Below are 21,167 nucleotides of genomic sequence, written 5' to 3'. Positions count from 1 at the left end.
CTTGCGGCTGCGCCGCGCGTCAGGGCAGGGTGAGGATGTCGGCGCCCTGCTCAGTCACGGCGATGGTGTGCTCCTGATGGGCGGCCAGCCGTCGGTCGCGCGTCACCACCGTCCAGCCGTCGCGCAGCGTCAGCGTCTGGCCCTTGCCCAGCGTGAGCATGGGCTCAATGGCGATGACCAGGCCGGGTTGGAGCAGAAAGTCTTCGGCGCTGCCGGATTTCACCCGGTAGTTGGGCACCTTGGGCGACTCGTGCATGGATCGGCCGATGCCGTGCCCCACGTACTCGCGGATGATGCCCATCCGCTCGCGCTCCGCCAGGTCCTCCAGCAGACTGCCGATGGCGCTCCAGCGCATGCCGGGGCGGATGGCGTCGATGGCCTGTGTCAGCGCCCGCTTGGTCACCTCCACAAGGCGGCGCGCCTGCGAGGAGGCGTTTCCCACGGCGATCGATCGGGCGCTGTCGGCGCACCAGCCATTGAGCCGCACGCCGCAGTCGATCGAAACGAGATCGCCGTCGCGAACGATGCGGTCGCCGGGGATGCCGTGCACGATCTCCTCGTTGATCGAGATGCACGTGTGCCGCGGGTAGCCGCTGCGAGGCTGGTAGTCGGGGTAGCCGAAGAACAGGCCGGTGGCGCCCAGCGAGGAAAAAGTGCTCAGCGCGATGTCGTCGAGTTGGCGCGTGGTCACGCCGGGCTGGCACGCTTTCTCGCACGCGTCGAGCGTGGCGGCGACGACGCGGCCGGCGGCGCGAATCTGCTCGATCTCGGCGGCGCTCTTGAGGGTGATGGAGTCGCGGTTCTGTTTCATGACGTTCAGGCGGGTGCGAGCGATCCGGGTCCATGGCGCTCGATGAACTGCCCCTGGCCGCGCCGGCCGACGTACTTGTAACCGTCGACGATCACCTGGCCGCGCAGCAGCGTGGTTCGGGCAAAGCCGCCGAGTTTCATGCCCTGGTAGGGCGACCAGTCGCAGCGGCTGTGCATCTCCTTCCAGTCCACTTCCTTCGTCCAGCTCGGATCGATGATGACGATGTCCGCGTCAAAGCCCGGCGCGATGTGGCCCTTGCGGTCGCCCATTCCCATGATCCGCGCCGGGTTGGTGCAGCACAACTCAACGAGCCGGTTCATCGAGATCCGCCCCGGCCTGACGCCCAGCGTGTACACGAGCGGCGCCATCGTCTCGAGCCCGGGCAGGCCCATGGGGATCTTCGTCCAGTCGCCGTAACCTTCTCGCCTTGCCCCCGGTCCGTCCGCTTCGCCGGACTTGCCGCGCCGGCTCGGCTCCGATTCCACCCACCACATGGCCTTCTGCTCGCGCGTGAAACTGCACGTGTCGGTCGAGACGACACACACCTCCTCGCCGCCGCGCTCCAGCGCCTGCCAGAGGCGGTCGATGTCGCTTTGCTTTTTCACCTGCGGGCAGCAGGCAAACAGGTGGCCGTCTTCGGCGTCGAACACCCGGTCGTCGAGCGTGAGGTACTGCGTGCAGGTTTCGGCCCAGACGTTGACGCCGCGCTGCCGAGCCTGGCGAACGAGATCGGCGCCCTGGGCCGTGGACATGTGGACGATGTAGAGTGTTCCGCCCGTGGCGCTCGCCCAGTGAATGGCCCGCTCGATGGCCTCGGCTTCAACGAAGTTCGGCCGCGTCATCGGGTGCAGCCGCGCGCCGTACTTGCGCATCTGCGCCGGTGTGTGATGCCGCTCGATGAGCAGGTCGAGCACGCGGCTGGACTCGGCGTGCACCAGCAGCATTCCGCCGTGCTCGCGCACCTGCTCGAGGGTGGCGAACATCATCGCATCATCGCTGTTCCACCCTTCCGACTCATAGATCATGAACTCCTTAAAGGTCGGCAGGCCCATGTCGATCATCGCCGGGACTTCGGCGATGTGGCGGCGATCCGTCAGGGCCATGTGCCAGGTGTAATCGACGCCGGAGAGGCCCTCCGACTTGGCCCACCAGGCGTCGTGCGCTTCGCGCAGAGACTGGCCGGAGCCGGGAATGGCAAAATCGATCAGCGTGGTCACTCCGCCGCACGCCGCGGCGCGGCTGCCGGACTCGAAATCATCGCACGACACCGTGCCGCAGAACGGCAGCGCCAGGTGCACGTGCACGTCGATGCAGCCGGGTATGACCTCCATGCCCGCGGCTTCAATCACGCGTACGCCGGCATCGACGGGCAGTGCGGCGCCGACGGCCTCGATCCGGCCGTCGGCAATGGCGACATCACCTCGAAACGAATGGGTGGCGGTGTGAATCGTGCCGCCGCGGATCACTGTTCTGGCGGACTTGCTTCGTGGCATCGGACGAGGCGGGCCTCCTCACAGGTCGGTCGTGGACCGAAGTGTAGGGGCTCTGCATCACCTTAAGAATGTGCGCCCAACGTGTGCCGTCCGCGCCGGCTCACTCGCGCTCAGGGCTGGCGCAGTTCGCGGCTGTTGGGCAGGTCCTTGAGCGACGCCAGGCCGAACGCCTCAAGAAACTCGCGTCCGGTGCCGTAGAGCATCGGGCGGCCGAGTTCCTCCGCCCGGCCGACGATCTTGACCAGGCGCCGCTCGAGCAGACCCCGAAGAATGTCGCCGCAAGCAACGCCGCGGATCGCCTCGATGTCTGAGCGCGTGATCGGCTGCCGGTAGGCCACGATCGCGAGCGTCTCAAGGCCCGCCTGGCTCAGCCGACCGGCGTCGCGGGCCTTGAGCGAAGCCGAGACCAGCGAGCCGAACTCCGGCCGCGTCATCATGCGCAGGCCGCCCGCCACGCGCTCGATCCGGAACGATCGACCGGTCCGGTCGTAAACCTCATTGAGATGCCCGACAGCTTCTTCGATGGCCGCTTCATCAACGCCGCGACCGTCGGCGGCCGCCAGAGTCTCGCCGATCCGGCGCAGCGAGAGCGGCCGCTCGGAGGTGAGCAGGATCGCCTCGATCCGGGCTGCCAGCGTTTCATCCACGGCCGGGGCCTCCGGCAGTTCGGCCAGCAATTCGTCGTCCGCCAGGACCACCTCGTCGGGGGTGACTTCCTGGGGTCCGGTCAACGTGGGCATTCGCAGTTTCCCTCATCTGCAACCCGGGCGGCTGCTCGATCGCTTCATCGGCAGTGCGGAATCGGTTTGTGCACAATCCGCCCGTGGGCGGGATGCGGCGAATCGTCGGCCACGATTCAGTCGTGCACCATCAGCGCATCGTAGTCGCCCTGCGATGGATCGCGGCGGAAGAGGTCATCTTCCGAATTGGGCTTGTTGGGCGAGTTGCGCGCGATGTGCGTCGACCCGTCGCCCAGGAGTACGTGCCACCAGTCGCCGTTGATCGAGTGGTACTCGGGCACCACGCGGTCGTCGTACCAGCGGTCAGACAGAAGGACGAACTGCGAGCCCGCCGAATCGTTCCAGTGGCGGTAGCGCAGCCAGTTGTCGGCGTCGTAGTCTTCGAGCGCGTAGCTCGTGTTGTTCTTGCCGAACGAGTTGGGTGAGCCGATCTGGATCGTGTCGATTTCCATTTCGTTGGGGCTGACAAGTTGCTGCGGAACCAGCGAGCCGTACTCGATCAGTTCGGCGAAGACCTGGTGCGTCGTATCCGAACTCATCGAGCCGCCGCTCGTGCGCGTCGAGGGGTAGTTGCCGTGATGCTCGGAAGCAAAGGCGAAGAAGCCGACGTAGACGTTGTGCAGATCGATCTGCTGGATCTGGCGCTCAAGGCGGTCCTTGGCGCCTTCGGTGCCGCCCGGGCTGCCCGGCCCGGATGAACCGCTGGTGCCCGTGATGGCGGTGCCCACGATCGCAATGAGCGCGACCATGACACCGAGCACGATAAGAAGTTCGATGAGAGAGGCACCGCGACGCTGCAGCGATCGATTAGAGTTAGGCATACAGGAGTGTAACCGGCTCGCTCGCCGCGCCAAGCCCAATCCGGGGGAATACCCGGGGCCGAAATCGGCCGGCTGCTCAATCCGGCACCGGCGGAAGGTCAGGCGGCGTCCAGCGCCTGCACGTTCAGCCCTTGGCCGCCGCGGGGGATGATGTCCTCGGCGAGGCTGAACTGGCTGTCGCTGACATCGACGCCGCCCGAGTGCGTGATGCTCACCTCCGGCGTCGCGGCGAGGTCAACGAGTCGATGCGGTGGCATTTCGCCTCGGCACAGCGGCTCCAGATCGTCGATCACGGCGACCTTTGGCCGGCACGGATCGGCCGGCCGCCACGCGAGCACGAATGCCTCCTCCCCGGTCGACAGCGTCACCCGCCGGCCCGGCGAGTACGCGGGGACAATCTCCAGCAGCGTCCGCAGAACGACCGGGTCGAAGCGGCGGCGCATCCTCCCGCTGGTGAGTTGCGCCAGCACCGCCACATTGGGTCGAGGCCGCGAGGAGTAGAACGTGCGCAGTTCATCGAACTGGTCGGCGACGGTGACGATGCGGGCAAAGACGTGAATCGAGTCGCCGCGCAGGCCGGATTTCCCCTGACCGTCCCAGTTGGGCTTCTGGGGGAACCCGGTGCCGTCGAAGTACTGGTGATGGTGGAGCACGGCCGCCGCGGCGGTGGGATCGACTTTGCCTGTGAGGATTTCATAGCCGAACTGCACGTGCTTCTGCCACGCCGGATCGAGCTCGTCGTGGTGTTCCTCCCAGCGCACGAGCACGGACTCGCTCAGTTGCGAGAGGCCGACGTCGTGGAGCATCGCCGCCAGACCGAGCGTGACGAGGTTGGTCGCATGCTTGGCGTTGAGCCTCTTGCGCTGGCGCATGAGGTAGCCCTGCAGTTTCATGCCAATCAGCGTCGAGAGATAAGCGACATTGGCCGCATGGCTGAGCATGCGGTACTCGACCGGGTCGTCGTCTTCCATGAACTGGGCTGCGGCGGGTTCGGCCACCAGCGTCTCGGTCAGCGCCGCCAGCGTTTCGGCAAAATCGTCCCACATCTGTCGCTTGCCGCGCGGGTCGTAGATGTCGCCCAGAGCCTGCGTCACGACGCCCAGCAGGCGCCGCCGACCCAGTTCGATGCTGCTGCTGAGGAGTTGATCGATCGACTCGAATCCGGGAGCGACGACCCACACGGCCTTCTGATTCAGGTCGCGCAGGCGGCGGATCATCTTCTCATCGACTCGAAAGCCCGCCTTGAGCAGGATCGAATCCGGACGCTGCGGATGCAGTATCGGCATTCCGATCGTCATGCCCGGCTTGGTCTGCGTCAGGTCGATGTGCAGCATGATCATCGCCGCGGCGCGGGGCCGCCGGCCTCTGTGATGGTCCGTCTCGACTCTGATCGGCGAGATCGGGTCCGTGTTTTCCAGATGGCCCGTTAATCCCGGCCGAATTGCTCGATAACCGCTGCGGACGCGCCTACTCGAACCCCGCCCGGAACGTCTTTAGATCAAGATCGCTGCCCGTCCACGCGCGAAACTGGTGATAAGCCTGGCGCTGCAGCAGATCGAGGCCGCCCAGCGTCCGCCCGCCGCGCGAGGAGACGTGCTCGATCAGCGGCGTGCGCTGCGGGGCGTAGACGGTTTCAACAACGAGCGGGCCGTGGTCGAGCCAGGTCGCGCCGGCGTCGACCGGCAGGGGCAGACCCTGTGGATCGGGACCGCCGGTCATGCCCACCGGCGTGGCGTTGATGATCACGTCGCAACAGGTGCCGCACAACTTCTCGATTCGCGCCGCCACGACCTTTCCAAACGCGCCCGGGCCCGATGGCGCGCGACTTGTGAACTCGTCCGCCAGCCGCCGCGCCTTGTCGAATTCGCGATGATGGATGACCACCGTCGCGCCGCGCCCGGCCAGGCCCGCCACGGCGGCCCGCGCCATCCCGCCCGCGCCGATGACCGCGATCCGCCGATCCCTCAGATCGTCTTCGCCGATCTCCATCGCGGCCGTGACCGACTCGACGATGCCGCTGACGTCGGTGTTGCGCGCTTCGAGCGAACCGTCTTCTCCGACGATGAGCGTGTTCGCGGCGCCGGCGTACCGCGCATCACTATCGATCTTGCCGCCGCGCTGCCGCACGTATTCGAGCAGATGCGTCTTGTGCGGTATCGTGACGCTCGCGCCGCGAAATGTGAGAGTCGGCTCCTCGATGAGCGCTTCGAGCGTCGTGCGGAACGCCAGTTCATCGGGTGCGACGGGAAGCGGCAGGTAGACGCCGTCAAAGCCGGTGCGCTCGAACGCCGCGTTGTGAATGGCCGGGCTGCGCGAGTGCTCGACAGGCCAGCCGATGACGCCGTAGACCTTCGTCGCCGGGCCGATGGCGCGAAAGCGGTAGGTCTCGATGAGATCGCACACCGTCGGCTGACCCGGCGCCGTCGCCGACGAATCGCGCAGGCAGGCAAAGGTGAGCAAGGCGCCGAACTTCGGCGCCAGCACGCGGCTCATGAGTCCGAGAGACCCCATGCACAGCGCGATCGTCGGCTTGTGCCGCGCTCGCAGGATCTCGAACGCTTCCAGATTGTCGCGCAGGGAACGCGCCATCCACGCGATCTTGATCACGCCGCACGCCGGCTCCGCCGCCATGCGCGCCAGCCGCCGCATGAGATCGGCGGGCCGACCATTGAAGTCGTGATGTGAAAGGACCAGCGTCGAATCCAGCTCGCGCAACTGTTCAGGATGCTGGATCGCCAGCTTGACCTTCTGCCGCAGATTGGCGGACTTTTCGAAACTCGACAGTTCAATGTCGATGAAGCGCGGCCGCGCGTGCAGGCCGATGTGCTCGAGCAGGCTGATGCGCTGCTGTTCGTCCCCGTCGTACTCGCCTCCCTCATCGCGGCTGCGGCAGGTCACGATGCAAGGCAGGGGCGACTCGCGAACGAGGCCATCGATCAGCCCCACATCGTCGGCGACCACATCCACCCGCCACTCAATGAGATCGGCGCCCGCCTCGCGCGCATCGATTCCCTCCTGGGCGGCGCTGAGCGCGTCTTCGACGAAGATGGGAACACAGATAAAGGTCACGAGACTCCGCCGGAGTAGTATCGGACGTGAATCAGCCGCCGCGTTCGTTCCGAGCAAGACGTTTAAATGACGGACGAACCCGGCGGCTGCGGCTGCCGTAACGCTGAGCAGCCGTCCTCTTCAAGGGAGATCCTATCGTGCCCGCCGCCAAGACCATTCTGACCATTGCCGCTGTTCCCGCCGCGATCGCGGCCTACATCGCCATCGCCGGCACGACCGGCTTCTGCCCCACCTGCACGGGCATCATGGACGGCGTCCTCGGCCGCGACTCCAGCGCCGGTGGAGCGGAGACTATCAACGGGCTTGAGGCGACTACGCTGTCCGGCGAGACCGTTGAACTCGCATCCTTCATCGGCAAACCCGTCATCCTCGACTTCTGGGCCACCTGGTGCGGGCCCTGCCGCACGCAGCGCGGCATCCTCGCCGGGATGGAGTCCGAGTTGAGCGGGAACGTGCACGTCGTGGCGCTCTCGGTCGATCAGGGCGGTCCATCTGTGGTGCAAAAGCACGTCGAGACCACCGGCCACGGCGCCGAGAACGAACTCATGGCGAGCAGCAGCCTCGCACAGACATTCGGTGTGTCATCGATTCCGACTCTGGTGTTCGTCGACGCCACCGGCGCGGTCCGCAAGATCGCCGTCGGCGTTCAGAGCGCTGAAGCCCTCCGCCGGGAGATCGCGGCGCTCCAGTAGCCGCGCTACATGACGAGCCCGTCGAGCGACGCCAGACCGATCGGCTCCTGCGTAAAGAACGGCTCGGCCGCATCAACTCCCAGACGCGATCCGAAATAGGTCGCCATCGCGCGGATGCCCTGCAGCACCTTGCGGTTCTTCTCGGACATCACGAACTGCGTGTGATACGCCTCGATTGATTTGAACTTGCGATCTTCGTAGCCGCTGATGTCAACGAGAAACGTCGGGTTGTGCACCTTGCGCAGGTGCATCGCGTAGTAGAAGAACAGCCACTTGGGACTGATCGGCTCGCCCGTTTGCCCCCATGGTTCATCGACTTTCACCAGGCGCGCGGCGAAGCGGGCCCCGATTACCGCCTGCGTCACGGCGAGATGATCCGGGTGCGCATCCTCGAAGTACGGCGCGAAGATGAGCTGCGCCTGGTGCTCTCGAATGACTGAGGCGATCGCGTGACGCAGCTCGAGCGTGTTCTCCACGTACCGGTTCGGGAAATCGAGCAGCTTCCGCCGCACGCCGAGGATCTCCGCGGCCGCGGCGGATTCCCGCGCCCGGATCTCGACCGAGCCGTGCGGCGTCGGCTCGCCGTTGGTCACGTCCAGCAGCAGCACCTCGTGTCCCTGATCGACGAGCCGGGCGATCGTTCCGCCCATGCCGATCTCCTGGTCATCCGGATGCGGGCCGACAACGAGAATCTTCATCGAAGTGTTCCTAACGCGAAGCCCGCTCGCAGCGATCTCCGCAGTGATACGTCCTCTACATGCGCTCGAGCGTGCGAATGCCCAGCAATCCCAGTCCGTCGGCGAGGATTGACTCCGTCAGCCGCGCCAGGCGGATGCGTGCATCGCGCAGTTCCTTCGTCTCAGCCTTGAGCACGGGGCACTGGGTGTAGAAGACAGAGAACGCGCCCGCCAGATCATAGAGATACTGGCACAGTCGATGCGGCTCGAGCGTCTGCGCCACGCTCGCCAGCGTGCCCGGATAGCGCAGCAGCGCCAGCGCCAGGGCCTTCTCTTCCGCGGCCGCGATGAGAAACGCCGCGTCGCCGCGCACGTCGTCGGGCGCCTTGCGTCCGATGGAGCGGATCCGCACGTACTGGTTCTGCAAGTACGCGCCGGTGTTGCCTTCGAAGGCGAGCATCCGGTCCCATGCGAAAACGTAGTCCTTCTGCAACTGGGTCGAGAGGTCCGCGTACTTCACCGAGCCGATGCCCACCGCCCGCGCGACCTGGTGCTGCTCGTCGGGCGGCAGGTCAGGGTTCTTCTCGCGCACGATGGCCCCGGCCCGCTGGATCGCTTCGAGCAGAAGGTCCTTGAGCTTGATGTTGTCGCCGCTTCGGGTCTTGAGCGGCTTGCCGTCTTCGCCGCACACGGCGCCGAAGGGCACGTGACGCAGCTCAGCGCGCGAGCCGTCGGGCAACTGATCCCAGCCGATCAGCCGCACCGCTTCGAACACCTTGCGGAAATGATCGCGCTGCCGGGCATCCACGACGTAGATCACGCGCTGCGCGCCGAGTTCCTGCACGCGGTAGCGGATCGCGGCCAGATCGGTCGTCGCGTAGAGAAATCCACCGTCGGATTTGCGAATCAGCAGGGGGGTGTCGTCGCCTTCGATCTCGACCACGATCGCGCCCTGCGACTCCTTGGCGATCCCGCTCGAGATGAACGCATCGACGACCGGGCCGAGCCGCTCTCGATAGAACGACTCACCGCGGTTGTGTTCCTCGGTCACGGTCAGATCAAGCAGGTCGTAGATCTCGTAACACGCGGCAAGCGTGATGGCGGTGATCTTCTCCCACGCGGCGACGATCTCGCCTTCGCCGCGCTGCAGGCGCACCAGCGTGCTCTTGGCTTCATCGAGGCGCTGCTCGGCGCCGGCAACCTGTGCTTCCCACTCTGCGATGCGGTGCGCTCCCGCGTTAATGCGCCGCGCCGTCTCGAGCGCCTGCCGATCCGCCCTGCACTCCAGGTTGGCGTCGCGATAGGCCGCTTCGAGCGCATCGAGATCAAGCGAATCGAGATCGACGTGCCGCCGCCGCAGCGACGCGATCACCATCGCGATCTGCAAGCCCCAGTCACCGAGGTGGTTCTGAGGGATCACCTGATTGCCGACGCGCGAGAGCACGCGACACAGACTGTCGCCGATGATCGAAGAGCGGAGGTGCCCGACGTGCATCTGCTTGGCGATGTTCACGCCGACGAGATCCACCACGACGCGCGGCGCATCCGCGGGTGTCTTCGCTGCCGCGACAGCCGCCAGCTCGGCTTCGAGTTGCGTGAGCAGGCGAGGCAGCGCATCAGCTCGCAGCCGCAGGTTGACAAATCCGGGCCCGGCGATTTCCGGCTTCTCGCACAGGTCCTCCAGGCGTGCCTGCTCGAGAATCGCCCCCGCCACCTCGCGCGGCGGCCGGCCTACGCGCTTGGCCAGACCCATCGCCACGTTGGACTGGAAGTCACCGAACTGCGGGTTCTGCGCCGTCCGGACCAGGGGATCGGAGTCGGCGAATTCATCGCCGAACGCGGCGACGATGGCGTCCACGAAGCGTCGGCCGAGCAGTTCAATGGGATCGATTTCCATGCGGCCGCAGTGTAGTCGCCGCCCGCCAGCGTTGCCAAACGCTCAATTGCGCTGGGGAAACGTAATCTCGCCAGAGCAGCGGCTTTATCGCATCCGGTCAGGCAGCGCCGTATCCTTTCCTCCGCACCGATTTCGGCGCCACGACCGGAGGCCCCTTTTCATGCACGATCGAATCCAGACTCTCGCCGCAGCGATGTTGCTGCTGTCGCTCCTCGCCTGCGGCTCGGGCCAGGCGCTGGCCCGCCAGGATGAAGCGCCCCCGACGGACGAGGAGACTCCCGTCGAGTCCGCCGAGCAGACTGAAACACCGCCGGCGCCGCAGATCGTCAGCGAGCGGACGCTGCCCAACGGCGTGCGCGTGCTCTCGCAGCCGATCGCCGGCGTGGAATCAGCCGCCATCGTCGTCGTCTTCGAATCCGGCTCATCCAACGATCCGACCGATGCGCCCGGACTCTCGCGCCTCTTCGACCGGCTGCTGATGACCTGCGCCTCGCAGGATGCTCCGCCGCGCAGCGTGAAGCAACTCAATGAGTTGTACCCCGCCGGCTGGAACATTCGCTCCTACGACGCCATGAGCGTCTACGGCGTGGTCGCGCCTTCGGAAGCCGCGGCCCAGGAGATCGAGGCCATCGCCCGCCGCGTGCGCACGCTCAACGTCACCGCCGAAGACATCTCGCGCGAAACGGGCTCGATCGAAGCGGAGATGAAAGCGCTCTTCGACGATCAGCCGCTCGTCAAACCGATGTCCTGGCTTGTCGCCAAGTCGTTCCGCCACGACACCGATGCGCCGCGCGGCATCGACCCGATTCGCCTCGCCCGCCTGCAGCCCGATCGAGTCCTGCGCGAGTGGCAGCAGCGGATCACCGGCGGCAACGTGACGGTGGTGCTCGCCGGCGACGTGAGCCGCATCGGCCTCAACGCCGCGACCGACAAGGCATTCGGCTCGCTGCCCAGCGGGGCCCGGCCGGACTTCCCCGTCACCGTGCGTCCCGTCGGGGCCGTGGCGCGGGATGTGCTCGATTCGAGCGGCCTGCCCGGCAACCGGCCGCACGGCGTGGCCGCGTTCTTCGCGCCCGCGATCACCAGCCCTGATCATCCCGCCTTCCTCACCGTCAGCCGCGCACTCATGCGCGACGCCGCGACTCTTCAGGGTTCGCAGAGCCGCATCGAGTTCCAGTATGACATGCTGCTCGACCCGCGCGCCGCCTACATCACGCCGCACGCCTGGCGCTACCCCAAGGGGCCGGCGCAGGCTCTGGGCTACTGGGACGCCAAGATCAAGAACCGCCGCAACACCCACGCCGATGCGCTCCGCACGCTGGGCGCGCTCGATTGGCAGCTCGGCGCGCCGCTGCGCGGCGGCGTGGTCGATGAACTCGCCCACCAGCCCGGCCTGCTGTACACCATCGCCTACGCCACCGGCTTTCGCGCCATGTACGGCGACAGCGCGTTCTGGGATGGTTACCGCACGAAACTCCAGCGCATGGATCCGAAGGACCTCACCGCCGCTCGCGACAAATACTTTGCCGACGGCAACCGCGCTCTGTTCATCCTCAACGGCGAGTAGCGGGGGCGCTGCGTGGCGGCTCAGCCGATCATCCTCTCCACCTGGTCTTTCGGCCGCCGCGCCAACGCCGTCGGCTGGGAGGTGCTCAGCGCGGGCGGCTCGGCGCTCGACGCCGTCGAGCGCGCCTGCATCGCCATCGATGCCGACCCCGGTGTCGATTCCGTCGGCCTCGGCGGACTGCCCGATGCCTCCGGCCGCGTGAGCCTCGATGGCTGCATCATGCTCTCGCCGCGCCGCTGCGCCGGCGTCTGCTTCGTGCGCGAGCACAACTACCCGGTTTCGATCGCGCGGCGGGTGATGGAGCGCACGCACCACCTGCTGCTCGCCGGTTCCGGAGCCGACGAATTCGCTCGCCGAGAAGGCTTCGAGCGCTCCGATCTGCTCACCGATGAAGCGCGACAGGTGTGGGAGAAGTGGAAGGCTGATCCGGCCCAGCTCACCGGCGAGCGCTACCGCGGCTGGCTGCCACCGCGCAACGTCGAAGAGCGGCGCGGCGTCGAAGGCGACGCCGCCGGCGATGACAAACAGCGGATTGCCGCCGACGAATCCCTGCCGCACAATCGGCGGCACGACACCGTCGGCGTGCTGGCCATCGACGCGGCCGGCGTGCTAGCCGGCGCGTGCTCGACGAGCGGCATGGCGTTCAAAGTCCCCGGCCGCGTGGGCGATTCGCCGATCATCGGCCACGGACTCTACGTCGATCCCCGCGTCGGCGCAGCCGTGGCCACCGGGACGGGCGAACTGCTCATGCGCACCTGCGGCACGTTCCTGGCCGTCGAACTCATGCGATCCGGCTGCTCCCCGGCCCAGGCGGCGAGTCAGGTGATCGAGCGCATCATCGACTCGTGCGACATCGTCGCCGATCACCAGGTGGGTCTGATTGCATTGACCCCGCAGGGGCAATGGGCGTCCGCCGCGCTGCGGCCAGGCTTCCGCGTGGCGGTGCGATCGAGCGATCGCGATGACCTCGAGCCCGCCGGCCACGTGCTGCTCAATGGCGGCGCCACCACCGGCTCGCTGCTGTAGTCTGCTCGCAACGCCGCGCCGCGCGATCTCTTGATGGATCGCCGGGGCGCCGCACCGCAGTCCGCTTTGGATGCGGTGTGCGAGCGGGCAGGCGAGATCGTCCTCAAACCATGCGTGACCTCCCGACTTCGAGGCCGAAGGCCTCATCGCGAGTAGACGCGGGTCCAGGGAGCGCAAGCGAGCGCGGCCCCCGGACTGCCGGGCGCAGACGCGTTGCACCCCGAAGGGGTGCTCGTATCGTGCGGCACGCTTCACGCGGGTCGCGCGCTTCACGCCACGAGAACTCCTTCGGAGTTCAGGAACATTCGCTTCGCCTTCCGGGGGTGGCGCTCGAAGACTCGCTCCACCGCCCGGCTACTGACGATCACGCCTTCGGCGTAAAAGCCATCCGAACGGGCAGGCGAGATTGAGCACCGGGCGCGCGCCGGCCAAGCGCGTGCAAAAACGGGGTCCGATTCCGCCTGTAAACCGACTCAACGCCTCGATTCTGATGTAGACTTGTCGTGAACGCATCGCAAGGGGAGGCGGGGCATGCCGGTCCGAAACTCGATTCGACGGCTGATCGTGTGCGGGTCTTTCGCCGCGGTTGCCGGTGTCGCAGCCGCGCAACCTTCGGGTGTGATCGGCTACGACGTGATCGAGATCCGACCGCTGGAAGGACACAGTAGTACGTCTGCCGAAGCGATGGACGATTTCGGCCGGTTCCTGATTCTCTCGAACACTACGCCTGGTACCTACTTCGTCTGGATCAACGGCGACACATTGGTCGTGCCTCCGGTTCCTGGTTTCGATCGCTTTGGGTGCGCCGATATCGGCGCGGGCGGCGTGGTTGTGGGCTACGCGATCCCGAGTCAAGGATTGGCCTGGCGCGCTGTTGCATGGACTGTGTCCCAGGGAATCCACCTGCTACCGCCGATTCCCGGAACGGACTCGAGTGAGGCTCATGCCGTTGACGATCGCCCTTGGCCACATTGCCGCTCTACGGGTATCAGCGGTGCCGTCGTCACATACAGCACCGTCTGGCAGGGCGAACAGCCGATTCGGGTAGGCGCTGAGAGAAGCTGGGCGGACGCTATCAACAACCTCGGACACGTTGTCGGCACAGAGCGAAACCAACTCGGCGTTACGCGCCCCACTCTCTGGCGCGACGGTCAGTCCATCGATGTGGGCGGCGAACCGTTCGACCAGGGAGGCAGCGCGACGGCCGTCAATGACTGGACGGAAGTCGTGGGTTCAATCCAGTTGTTCGGAGCCTTCCACTGGTCCAACGGAGTGCGAAGATCGCTACCTCGCATCGGCACATGTGGCGCATCGCCATGGGCAATCAACAATCTCGGCGTGGTCGCCGGCGAGTCCAACCCGGATCCGCGCTGCATCAACGGCCAGCAGCATGCGGTCATTTGGGAGCGGGTCAATTCCGAGTTCACGGTGCATGACCTGAACGACTGGATTCCTCGATACTCTGACCTCCGACTGGTCAGTGCCAAGGACATCAACGACGCGGGCCAGATGGCCGTCGTCGGCGAATACGACGACGGGCGGCAGCGGGCGCTGCTGGTGACGCCGTATCGGTTTGAACTCTCGAACCCCGTGCCGGGCCGCGCCGGCAGGAAAAACACCGTGACCATCACGGGCCTTCAACCCGATCAGCGGGTTGTTCTCGTCTGGGGCACGCAGGAAGGCGCACAAAAGATTCGGCCGACCTGCCCCGGCGGGACACTGCTCATCCGCGACCCGCATGCACTGCCGATGGTCCGCGCCGATGAAAATGGCGTCGCGACGTTCACGACGTTCATCCCGCCCTACGCCCGCGGCCGCACCATCCGCATGCAGGCCATCGCACCCTTCGAGTGCGAAATCAGCCACACCGTGACGTGGACGTTCGAATGATTCGTGGCGAGCGCGGGTGTGACGGCGAGCGAAATGTCTTGCGTCGAGGCCAAAGGCCTCATCGCGCCTAGACGGGGGTCCAGGGAGCGCATGCGAGCGCGACCCCCGGTTGTGTCGCCGGCAATAGATCGCACCCTGAAGGGGTGCTCGTATCGTGCGGCCGCGCATCGCGTCCGTTGCGCGCCGCACCCCACGAGAACTCCTTCGGAGTTCAGAGGAATACGCATCGCCTTCCGAGGGTGGCGCTCGAAGACTCGCTTCACCGCCCGGCTACTGACGATCACGCCGTCGGCGTGCAAGCCATCTTGCATGACGAGCGATCCCAAACCCCCGGCACACATCGCCCGGAGCGGCGAGGAGGGGCACCCGCTCGCGCGCCGGTTTCGCCGGCTGGCAATTCCGAACCGCCGCATCCGGTGTGGGCCCCGTCTCCGATCCTTCCGATTTCCACCCGCCACCCGGCCCCGCGTCGATCCCGCCGCCCCAAAAACCGATAAATACACGGGGTCGCGCTCCTGATTGGCGGTTGGTGGGGGTTTGGCTGCCCGCAAACCGGCCTCATGGCCCCTAGGATTGCGCGGAGCCGATAAGTTAGAACCGTTCCAAGGAATGGGACGTATGAAGGCCAGGTGCATCCGCACCAGTGAGGAGAAACCATGTTCGAACGCTTCACCGACCGTGCCCGCAAGGTGATGGCTCTGGCCAACCAGGAGGCGCAGCGGTTCAACCACGAGTACATCGGCACCGAGCACATCCTCCTCGGCCTCGTCAAGGAGGGGTCCGGCGTCGGCGCCAACGTCCTCAAGAACCTCGGTGTTGACCTCCGCAAGGTCCGCCTCGAGGTCGAGAAACTCGTCAAGTCCGGTCCCGACATCGTGACCATGGGCAAGCTGCCCCAGACGCCGCGCGCCAAGAAGGTCATCGAGTTCGCGATCGAAGAAGCCCGTAATCTGAACCACAACTACGTCGGCACCGAGCACCTCCTGCTCGGCCTGCTGCGCGAGCATGACGGCGTCGCCGCCCAGGTCCTCATGAACCTCGGCCTCAAGCTCGAAGAAGTCCGCGAAGAGGTGCTCAACCTCCTCGGTGCCGGCGTCGAGCCCCAGGAGCAGGAAGGCGCCGAGCCCAGCGCCGGTGGCGCCCCGGCCCCTTCCAAGGGCAAGAGCAAGACACCCGCGCTTGATTCCTTCGGCCGCGACCTGACCGAATTGGCTCGCGAAGGCGCGCTGGACCCGGTCATCGGCCGCCTCAACGAGATCGAGCGGCTCATCCAGGTGCTCTGCCGCCGCACCAAGAACAACCCCGTGCTGCTGGGCGAAGCGGGCGTGGGCAAGACGGCCATTGTCGAAGGCCTCGCGCAGCGCATCATCAGCAAGGACATCCCTGATCTGCTCTTTGATCGCCGCCTGGTCGTGCTCGACCTGGCGCTGATGGTCGCCGGCACGAAGTACCGCGGCCAGTTTGAGGAGCGCATCAAGGCGGTGATGAACGAAGTCCGCCGCGCGGGCAACGTCATCCTCTTCATCGACGAACTGCACACGCTGGTGGGCGCCGGTGGCGCGGAAGGCGCCATCGATGCGTCCAACGTGCTCAAGCCCGCGCTGAGCCGCGGCGAGATCCAGTGCATCGGCGCCACGACCTTTGACGAGTACCGCAAGTACATCGAAAAGGACAACGCGCTGGCACGGCGATTCCAGTCCATCACCGTCGAGCCGCCCGGCAAGGAGCAGACGGTCGAAATCCTCAAGGGACTGCGCGAGAAGTACGAATCGCACCACCGCGTGCGCATCACCGACGAGGCCCTTGAACAGGCCGTCGAGTTGTCGGACCGCTACATCACCGGCCGCGTCCAGCCTGACAAGTCGATCGACGTGATCGACGAAGCGGGCGCCCGCGTTCGCCTCCAGAGCATGACCAAGCCGCCGAACCTCGCCGAGATCGAGGAGAAGATCGAGCGTCTGAGCGTGCAGAAGGACGAAGCGGTCAAGGAAGCCGACTACGAGCGCGCCGCCAAGCTGCGCGATGAGGCTGAAAAGCTCCGCCGCGAGAAGGAAGACATTCAGAAGCAGTGGCGCGAGAAGCAGAGCGAAACGCTCGGCACCGTCGATGAGGAAATCATCGCCGAGGTCGTCAGCAAGATGACCGGCGTGCCGCTTACCCGCCTCGAAGCCGAGGAAGCCCAGCGCCTGCTCAAACTCGAAGACGAGCTGCACCGCAAGGTGGTCAGCCAGCACGACGCGATCGCGTCGATCGCCAAGGCGATCCGCCGGGCCCGCGCGGGACTCAAGGATCCCAAGCGGCCGATGGGTTCGTTCATCTTCGTCGGCCCCTCGGGCGTCGGCAAGACGCTGCTCTCCAAGGCCCTGGCCGAGTTCATGTTCGGCGACGAGGAAGCCCTTGTCATGCTCGACATGAGCGAATACATGGAGAAGCACAACGTCAGCCGTCTCATCGGCGCGCCTCCGGGATACGTCGGCTACGAAGAGGGCGGCCAGCTCACCGAGCGCGTCCGTCGTCGGCCGTATTCGGTCATCCTCCTCGACGAAATCGAGAAGGCGCACCCGGACGTGTACAACATGCTGCTGCAGATCATGGAAGAAGGCCGCCTGACCGACTCGTTCGGCCGCAACGTGGACTTCAAGAACACCATCCTCATCATGACCAGCAACATCGGCGCGGACCTCATCAAGGGCGGGGCCCAGTTCGGCTTCGGCAAGAAGACCGAGGTGCAGGACTACGACAAGATGAAGTCCACGCTGCTCAAGGAGATCGAGCGCTACTTCCGGCCCGAGTTCATCAACCGCCTCGATGAAGTCATCGTCTTCCACCCGCTGACGCGCGAGGATCTCGTGCAGATCGTGGACTACGAGACCAAGAAGGTGCGCGACCGCCTCGAGGGCCACGGTCTGGTGCTCGAGATCGAACAGAGCGCCAAGGACTTCCTCATCGAGAAGGGTTACAACCCCGACTTCGGCGCCCGCCCGCTCCGCCGCGCAATTGGAACGTACATCGAGGATGCTCTGAGCGAGTCGATCCTGCGTGGCGAGTTCGAAGGCAAGAACATGCTTCGCGTGCTGCACGCCGACGAGGCCGAGCACCTCACCTTCACGGCTGAGTACCGGCCCGAACTCGACCAGAGCAAGCAGAAAGCTGCCAAGAAGGGCAAGGACGGCGGCAAAGAGCCCGTCGGCTCCGGGTCAGGCAGCGGCGGCGAAAGCAGCAACGGCGAATCAACGGGCTGAACGATTTCATCCCGCGGCCCAGCGCCGCACCATCCCAAAAGGTTTCCCTCACCCCCAACCGCCGGCCCCGCGCCGGCGGTTGGTGCGTTTCAGAACGACCGGCAATCGGAATGTCGGTGCTTAGCCTTCCGCAGGGAGCGCGACTATTGATCAGGCAGTCTGGATTGTCCATCCACGCCCTGTGTTGTCAGGCGTGGATCTCAGGAGGTTGCCATGGGCTGGGGAAGAACACTGCTGCTGGGCGACATCGGAAACCGCCTCGACATCGCAGACACCGAGCGCGACGTCGAGAGGCTCAAGTCCGCGCTGCGGAGCAAGCAAGGCGTCGATCATTCACAGAACATCGAGATTGCAGAACTCAGGCAGGAGAACGAACAGCTCAAACTCTACGTCAGCTCGCTGATCCGACTGCTGGTGTCCAGAGGCGTTGTGACCGCGGAGGAAGTCAGCACGTTCGTCAACCTCATCGACGTGGATTGAATCCGCCGCTCAGAACTCCACCACGAACAGGCCGAAGAACTCGAGCAGGTCTTCGCGGTCTGAGTCCTGGTACTCCTCGAACTCCTGGCGCACGCCGAACTTCAGGCTGGCCGGGCTGCCGACGGAGAGTTTGGTCTCGATGGCGGCGCTGAGGACAGCGCGGTAGTCGCCGAACTCGCTCAGGTCGGGGTAATACTCGGCGCCCGCGACGATGCTCGTAATCTCGCTGAAGTGGTGGGTGAGATCGAGTTTGAGGATGCCTTCGGGCGTGATCTCGCCGTCGTTGGGCCCGCCATTCTCGAGCGAGCCGCCGAGGCCGACGCGGCCGACAAGTTCGGTCTTGTCATCCTTGACGAAGGTGTACCCAAGGCCGCCGCCCGCCGAGTAGCGCTGGTCATAGGCGGCGAACTCATCGTACTCCAGACGGCCCTGAACGAACGCAAGCCACGGCGACTCGGGAAAATACCAGTCGTGAATGCCGCCCGCGTCGAATTTGTTCTGCGTGCGATCTCCGCGCGATGTGGCGGTGCGGTAGTTGGTATCAAACGCCAGGCGCGTCTCCTCGGTGCGGCGCTCGGTGGCGAAGGTGAGGCGCGCATCGAGCTTTTCCGTGCGACCCTCGCTGCCGTTGAAGCCTGCCTCGAAGCGCGACTTCCAGGGATTCGGTGCGGGTGTCTGCTCTTGGATCGTCGTGGTCGGCTCGGCAGGCGCGCCGGGCGCTGCAGCTTCCGCCTGGCCTTCGGCCTGGGCCTGCTGGGGCGTGGGCGCGGCCGGCTCCTCGCCCTCGAGCGTGATCGACTCGATCTTGGTCCGTTCAATCACCATCCGGCCGAGTACGGCATGCTCGAAGATGATGTTCTCTTCCGTCTGTTCGACGATCGTGCCGTGGATGACATCCCCGCCGATCAGCGCGATGCGATCATCGGCCATGACTGCTGAACACGCGACAATCGCCGCGGCACTCGCAAGTCGCCCGGCGATACGGTGAAGAGACGGAAACGCAGGCATCTTTGCTCCCCTTGCTCATCCCAATCCCAACCGGCGCAGCGCCTTCGGGCGCCGCCGGCGCGTGCCACCTCGCGGTGGGGCGGTAGCGTAGGATTCGATGCATCCATGGCCAGCGACCGCCTCGAAAAACTTCGCCGCCTGCTCGAACTCGAGCCTGACGATGCGTTCTGCCTCTACGCCCTGGCTCAAGAGCACGCCAAGGCGGCCGATCACGAGCAGGCGATCGCCTGTTTCGATCGCGTCATCGTGGTCGAACCCGCGCACGGTTACGCCTACTACCACAAGGCTCGATCGCTCGAAGCCATGGGCCGGACTGACGATGCCCGCGCGACGCTGCGCAGCGGCCTGCGCGCCGTGTCACCCGCTGCCGACGCCAAGGCGCACCGCGAACTCCAGGAGTATCTGCAATCGCTGGGCGGGTAAGAGAGCCGGAGCGATTGGAGGATTGGGCGCCGTTCATCGGCGATTCCATTACCTCGCTTACGCCCACGGGCCGCGACCCGCAGTGGATAGCCGTGCGCGCCGGCCGCCGACGGCTGACCACGTTGCGCGCCCGCGATGTGGCGGACCTGCAACTTCACGTCGGCGAGACGCTCTCTCAGACTCGACTCGCTGAGATCTTCCATCGCGCCCGATTCGCCGCCGGGCTCGACCGCGCGCTCAAGCACCTCAAGCGCCGCGCTCGCAGCGAAGCGGAGATGCGAGCGCACCTGGGCGAACGAGGACTCGCCGGCGAACACGTCGAAGCGATCCTCAATCGATTGCGCGAGCTGGGCCTGATTGATGATCGCGCCTTTGCGCGCGAGGCGATCGAGCAGACGCACCGCCGCGGACCGGCAGGCGAACGGCTCATGCGCCACGTGCTCGATCGCCACGGCGTGGAGCCCGAGACAGCGCGCCAAGCGATCGAAGAGGCCGGCCGCGAAGCTCCGAGCCCGGTCGAGCAGGCCCGGTTGCTGGTGCAGGCGAGGCTGCCGTCGATGCGCGACCTGCCGAGTCACAAGCAGGCGGTGCGGCTGCTCGGTCTGCTGGCGCGGCGCGGGTTCGATGACGAGGTTGCGCAGGGGGTCGTGCGCGAGTTTATTGAGCTGCCCGATTGACAACCTCCCCGGCGTGGCGCATGCTGTCTGCAGGGCCGCAGCGCCATACACTCCACTTTGGACTGGAGGCCGTTTGAACATGAAGATGCGCATCATCTGGCTGACATTCTGGGTCACCATGTCGATGTGGTTCGGGCAGGGATGCGGGTCGATGAACGTCGACAACCAGCCGCGCCAGGCCACGCCGCTGCCGGCTCTTGAATCCGACACGCCTCCGGCCACATTCACCGGCGAGCCGTCCGTGTCCGGCATCGACCGGAGCGACTGGCCGGCCACGGAAGTCCGCCTCTCGCGCGATGACGTCGAGACGCGGCCGACCTACGTCCGATCATTCACCATCGGCGACCGTTACCGCGTGCGCGAGTCAGGCGATTATCCGACCACGGAAACGGCGATGAATCTGGCTGATCATCCGCGCACGCTGGGCGCTGAGTACCTGGAGATCGTGACCGATCCGATCGTGCAGCTGGGCAACCTCGTCATGGCGCCCTTCAGAGTGGCGTTTATCCAGCGGCCGCGCGAGATCGTTCACGGTCCAAAGGACGCCTATGAACTGCAACCGGCGACCGATCCGATCGACATCAGTCCGGTTGCACCGCAGCCATGAGCCAGGGCTCCGAAGCTGAAACAGGCCTCCCGGCCGGCTATCGGCTC

General features: G+C 65.9%; 18 protein-coding genes. 9 read left to right on the top strand and 9 right to left on the bottom strand.

The genetic code is table 11. The features are described from left to right. Nucleotides 1-19: 19 nt before the first annotated feature. From map to IT430_01020, 6 genes are all read right to left on the bottom strand, one after another. Nucleotides 20-811: a type I methionyl aminopeptidase gene (gene map / locus IT430_01045; GenBank protein MCC6906502.1), complete on the bottom strand. Its 792-nt coding sequence runs from the start codon at nucleotides 809-811 to the stop codon at nucleotides 20-22. 5 nt (nucleotides 812-816) lie between these two features. Beyond that, nucleotides 817-2,304 (bottom strand): dihydropyrimidinase, encoded by a 1,488-nt coding sequence (gene hydA / locus IT430_01040; protein MCC6906501.1) that lies wholly within the window; start codon nucleotides 2,302-2,304, stop codon nucleotides 817-819. 110 nt (nucleotides 2,305-2,414) lie between these two features. Next, nucleotides 2,415-3,044 (bottom strand): SMC-Scp complex subunit ScpB, encoded by a 630-nt coding sequence (gene scpB, locus IT430_01035; protein ID MCC6906500.1) that lies wholly within the window; start codon nucleotides 3,042-3,044, stop codon nucleotides 2,415-2,417. 116 nt (nucleotides 3,045-3,160) lie between these two features. Next, on the bottom strand, nucleotides 3,161-3,865 hold the full coding sequence (locus tag IT430_01030) for a hypothetical protein (GenBank protein ID MCC6906499.1): 705 nt from the start codon (nucleotides 3,863-3,865) through the stop codon (nucleotides 3,161-3,163). A 98-nt stretch (nucleotides 3,866-3,963) separates the two neighbouring features. Further along, entirely contained in the window at nucleotides 3,964-5,199 is a 1,236-nt protein-coding gene (locus IT430_01025) for an HD domain-containing protein (GenBank protein MCC6906498.1), read from the bottom strand. 133 nt (nucleotides 5,200-5,332) lie between these two features. Continuing rightward, a complete protein-coding gene (locus IT430_01020) occupies nucleotides 5,333-6,934 on the bottom strand; it encodes a type I 3-dehydroquinate dehydratase (GenBank protein ID MCC6906497.1) in 1,602 nt (533 codons plus the stop codon). A 137-nt stretch (nucleotides 6,935-7,071) separates the two neighbouring features. Here IT430_01020 and IT430_01015 point away from each other — a divergent pair, with 137 nt between their 5' ends. Continuing rightward, entirely contained in the window at nucleotides 7,072-7,626 is a 555-nt protein-coding gene (locus tag IT430_01015) for a TlpA family protein disulfide reductase (GenBank protein ID MCC6906496.1), read from the top strand. A gap of 5 nt (nucleotides 7,627-7,631) precedes the next feature. On the opposite strand, the gene IT430_01010 is transcribed toward IT430_01015, so the two are convergent. Continuing rightward, complete coding sequence (locus IT430_01010; GenBank protein MCC6906495.1) at nucleotides 7,632-8,324, bottom strand: PIG-L family deacetylase; 693 nt, start codon at nucleotides 8,322-8,324, stop codon at nucleotides 7,632-7,634. 55 nt (nucleotides 8,325-8,379) lie between these two features. Next, nucleotides 8,380-10,200 carry an arginine--tRNA ligase gene (gene argS / locus IT430_01005; protein MCC6906494.1) on the bottom strand — a complete coding sequence of 607 codons (1,821 nt, stop codon included), beginning with the start codon at nucleotides 10,198-10,200 and terminating at the stop codon, nucleotides 8,380-8,382. Between the two features lie 160 nt (nucleotides 10,201-10,360). Between argS and IT430_01000 the strand changes: the two genes are divergently transcribed. The 5 genes from IT430_01000 to IT430_00980 all read left to right on the top strand — a co-directional run bounded on the left by IT430_01000 (nucleotide 10,361) and on the right by IT430_00980 (nucleotide 18,405). Beyond that, nucleotides 10,361-11,767, top strand: a complete 1,407-nt coding sequence (locus IT430_01000) for an insulinase family protein (protein ID MCC6906493.1) — start codon at nucleotides 10,361-10,363, stop codon at nucleotides 11,765-11,767. A 12-nt stretch (nucleotides 11,768-11,779) separates the two neighbouring features. Continuing rightward, nucleotides 11,780-12,793 carry a N(4)-(beta-N-acetylglucosaminyl)-L-asparaginase gene (locus tag IT430_00995; protein ID MCC6906492.1) on the top strand — a complete coding sequence of 338 codons (1,014 nt, stop codon included), beginning with the start codon at nucleotides 11,780-11,782 and terminating at the stop codon, nucleotides 12,791-12,793. 531 nt (nucleotides 12,794-13,324) lie between these two features. Then, nucleotides 13,325-14,683, top strand: a complete 1,359-nt coding sequence (locus IT430_00990) for a hypothetical protein (protein ID MCC6906491.1) — start codon at nucleotides 13,325-13,327, stop codon at nucleotides 14,681-14,683. A gap of 656 nt (nucleotides 14,684-15,339) precedes the next feature. Next, the gene (locus IT430_00985; GenBank protein MCC6906490.1) at nucleotides 15,340-17,925 is read left to right on the top strand and encodes an ATP-dependent Clp protease ATP-binding subunit; all 2,586 of its coding nucleotides are present in this window, start codon (nucleotides 15,340-15,342) and stop codon (nucleotides 17,923-17,925) included. Nucleotides 17,926-18,138: 213 nt separating this feature from the next. Next, on the top strand, nucleotides 18,139-18,405 hold the full coding sequence (locus tag IT430_00980) for a hypothetical protein (GenBank protein ID MCC6906489.1): 267 nt from the start codon (nucleotides 18,139-18,141) through the stop codon (nucleotides 18,403-18,405). Nucleotides 18,406-18,414: 9 nt separating this feature from the next. On the opposite strand, the gene IT430_00975 is transcribed toward IT430_00980, so the two are convergent. Then, nucleotides 18,415-19,335 carry a DUF481 domain-containing protein gene (locus IT430_00975; GenBank protein MCC6906488.1) on the bottom strand — a complete coding sequence of 307 codons (921 nt, stop codon included), beginning with the start codon at nucleotides 19,333-19,335 and terminating at the stop codon, nucleotides 18,415-18,417. Nucleotides 19,336-19,518: 183 nt separating this feature from the next. Here IT430_00975 and IT430_00970 point away from each other — a divergent pair, with 183 nt between their 5' ends. The 3 genes from IT430_00970 to IT430_00960 all read left to right on the top strand — a co-directional run bounded on the left by IT430_00970 (nucleotide 19,519) and on the right by IT430_00960 (nucleotide 21,120). Beyond that, entirely contained in the window at nucleotides 19,519-19,836 is a 318-nt protein-coding gene (locus IT430_00970) for a tetratricopeptide repeat protein (GenBank protein MCC6906487.1), read from the top strand. 14 nt (nucleotides 19,837-19,850) lie between these two features. Then, nucleotides 19,851-20,513, top strand: a complete 663-nt coding sequence (locus IT430_00965; GenBank protein ID MCC6906486.1) for a regulatory protein RecX — start codon at nucleotides 19,851-19,853, stop codon at nucleotides 20,511-20,513. 79 nt (nucleotides 20,514-20,592) lie between these two features. Continuing rightward, a complete protein-coding gene (locus tag IT430_00960; GenBank protein MCC6906485.1) occupies nucleotides 20,593-21,120 on the top strand; it encodes a hypothetical protein in 528 nt (175 codons plus the stop codon). The last annotated feature ends 47 nt before the right edge of the window (nucleotides 21,121-21,167 follow it).

The organism is Phycisphaerales bacterium, from assembly GCA_020852515.1.
GTDB lineage: Bacteria > Planctomycetota > Phycisphaerae > Phycisphaerales > UBA5793 > UBA5793.
This window is presented reverse-complemented; position numbering and strand designations above follow the sequence as displayed.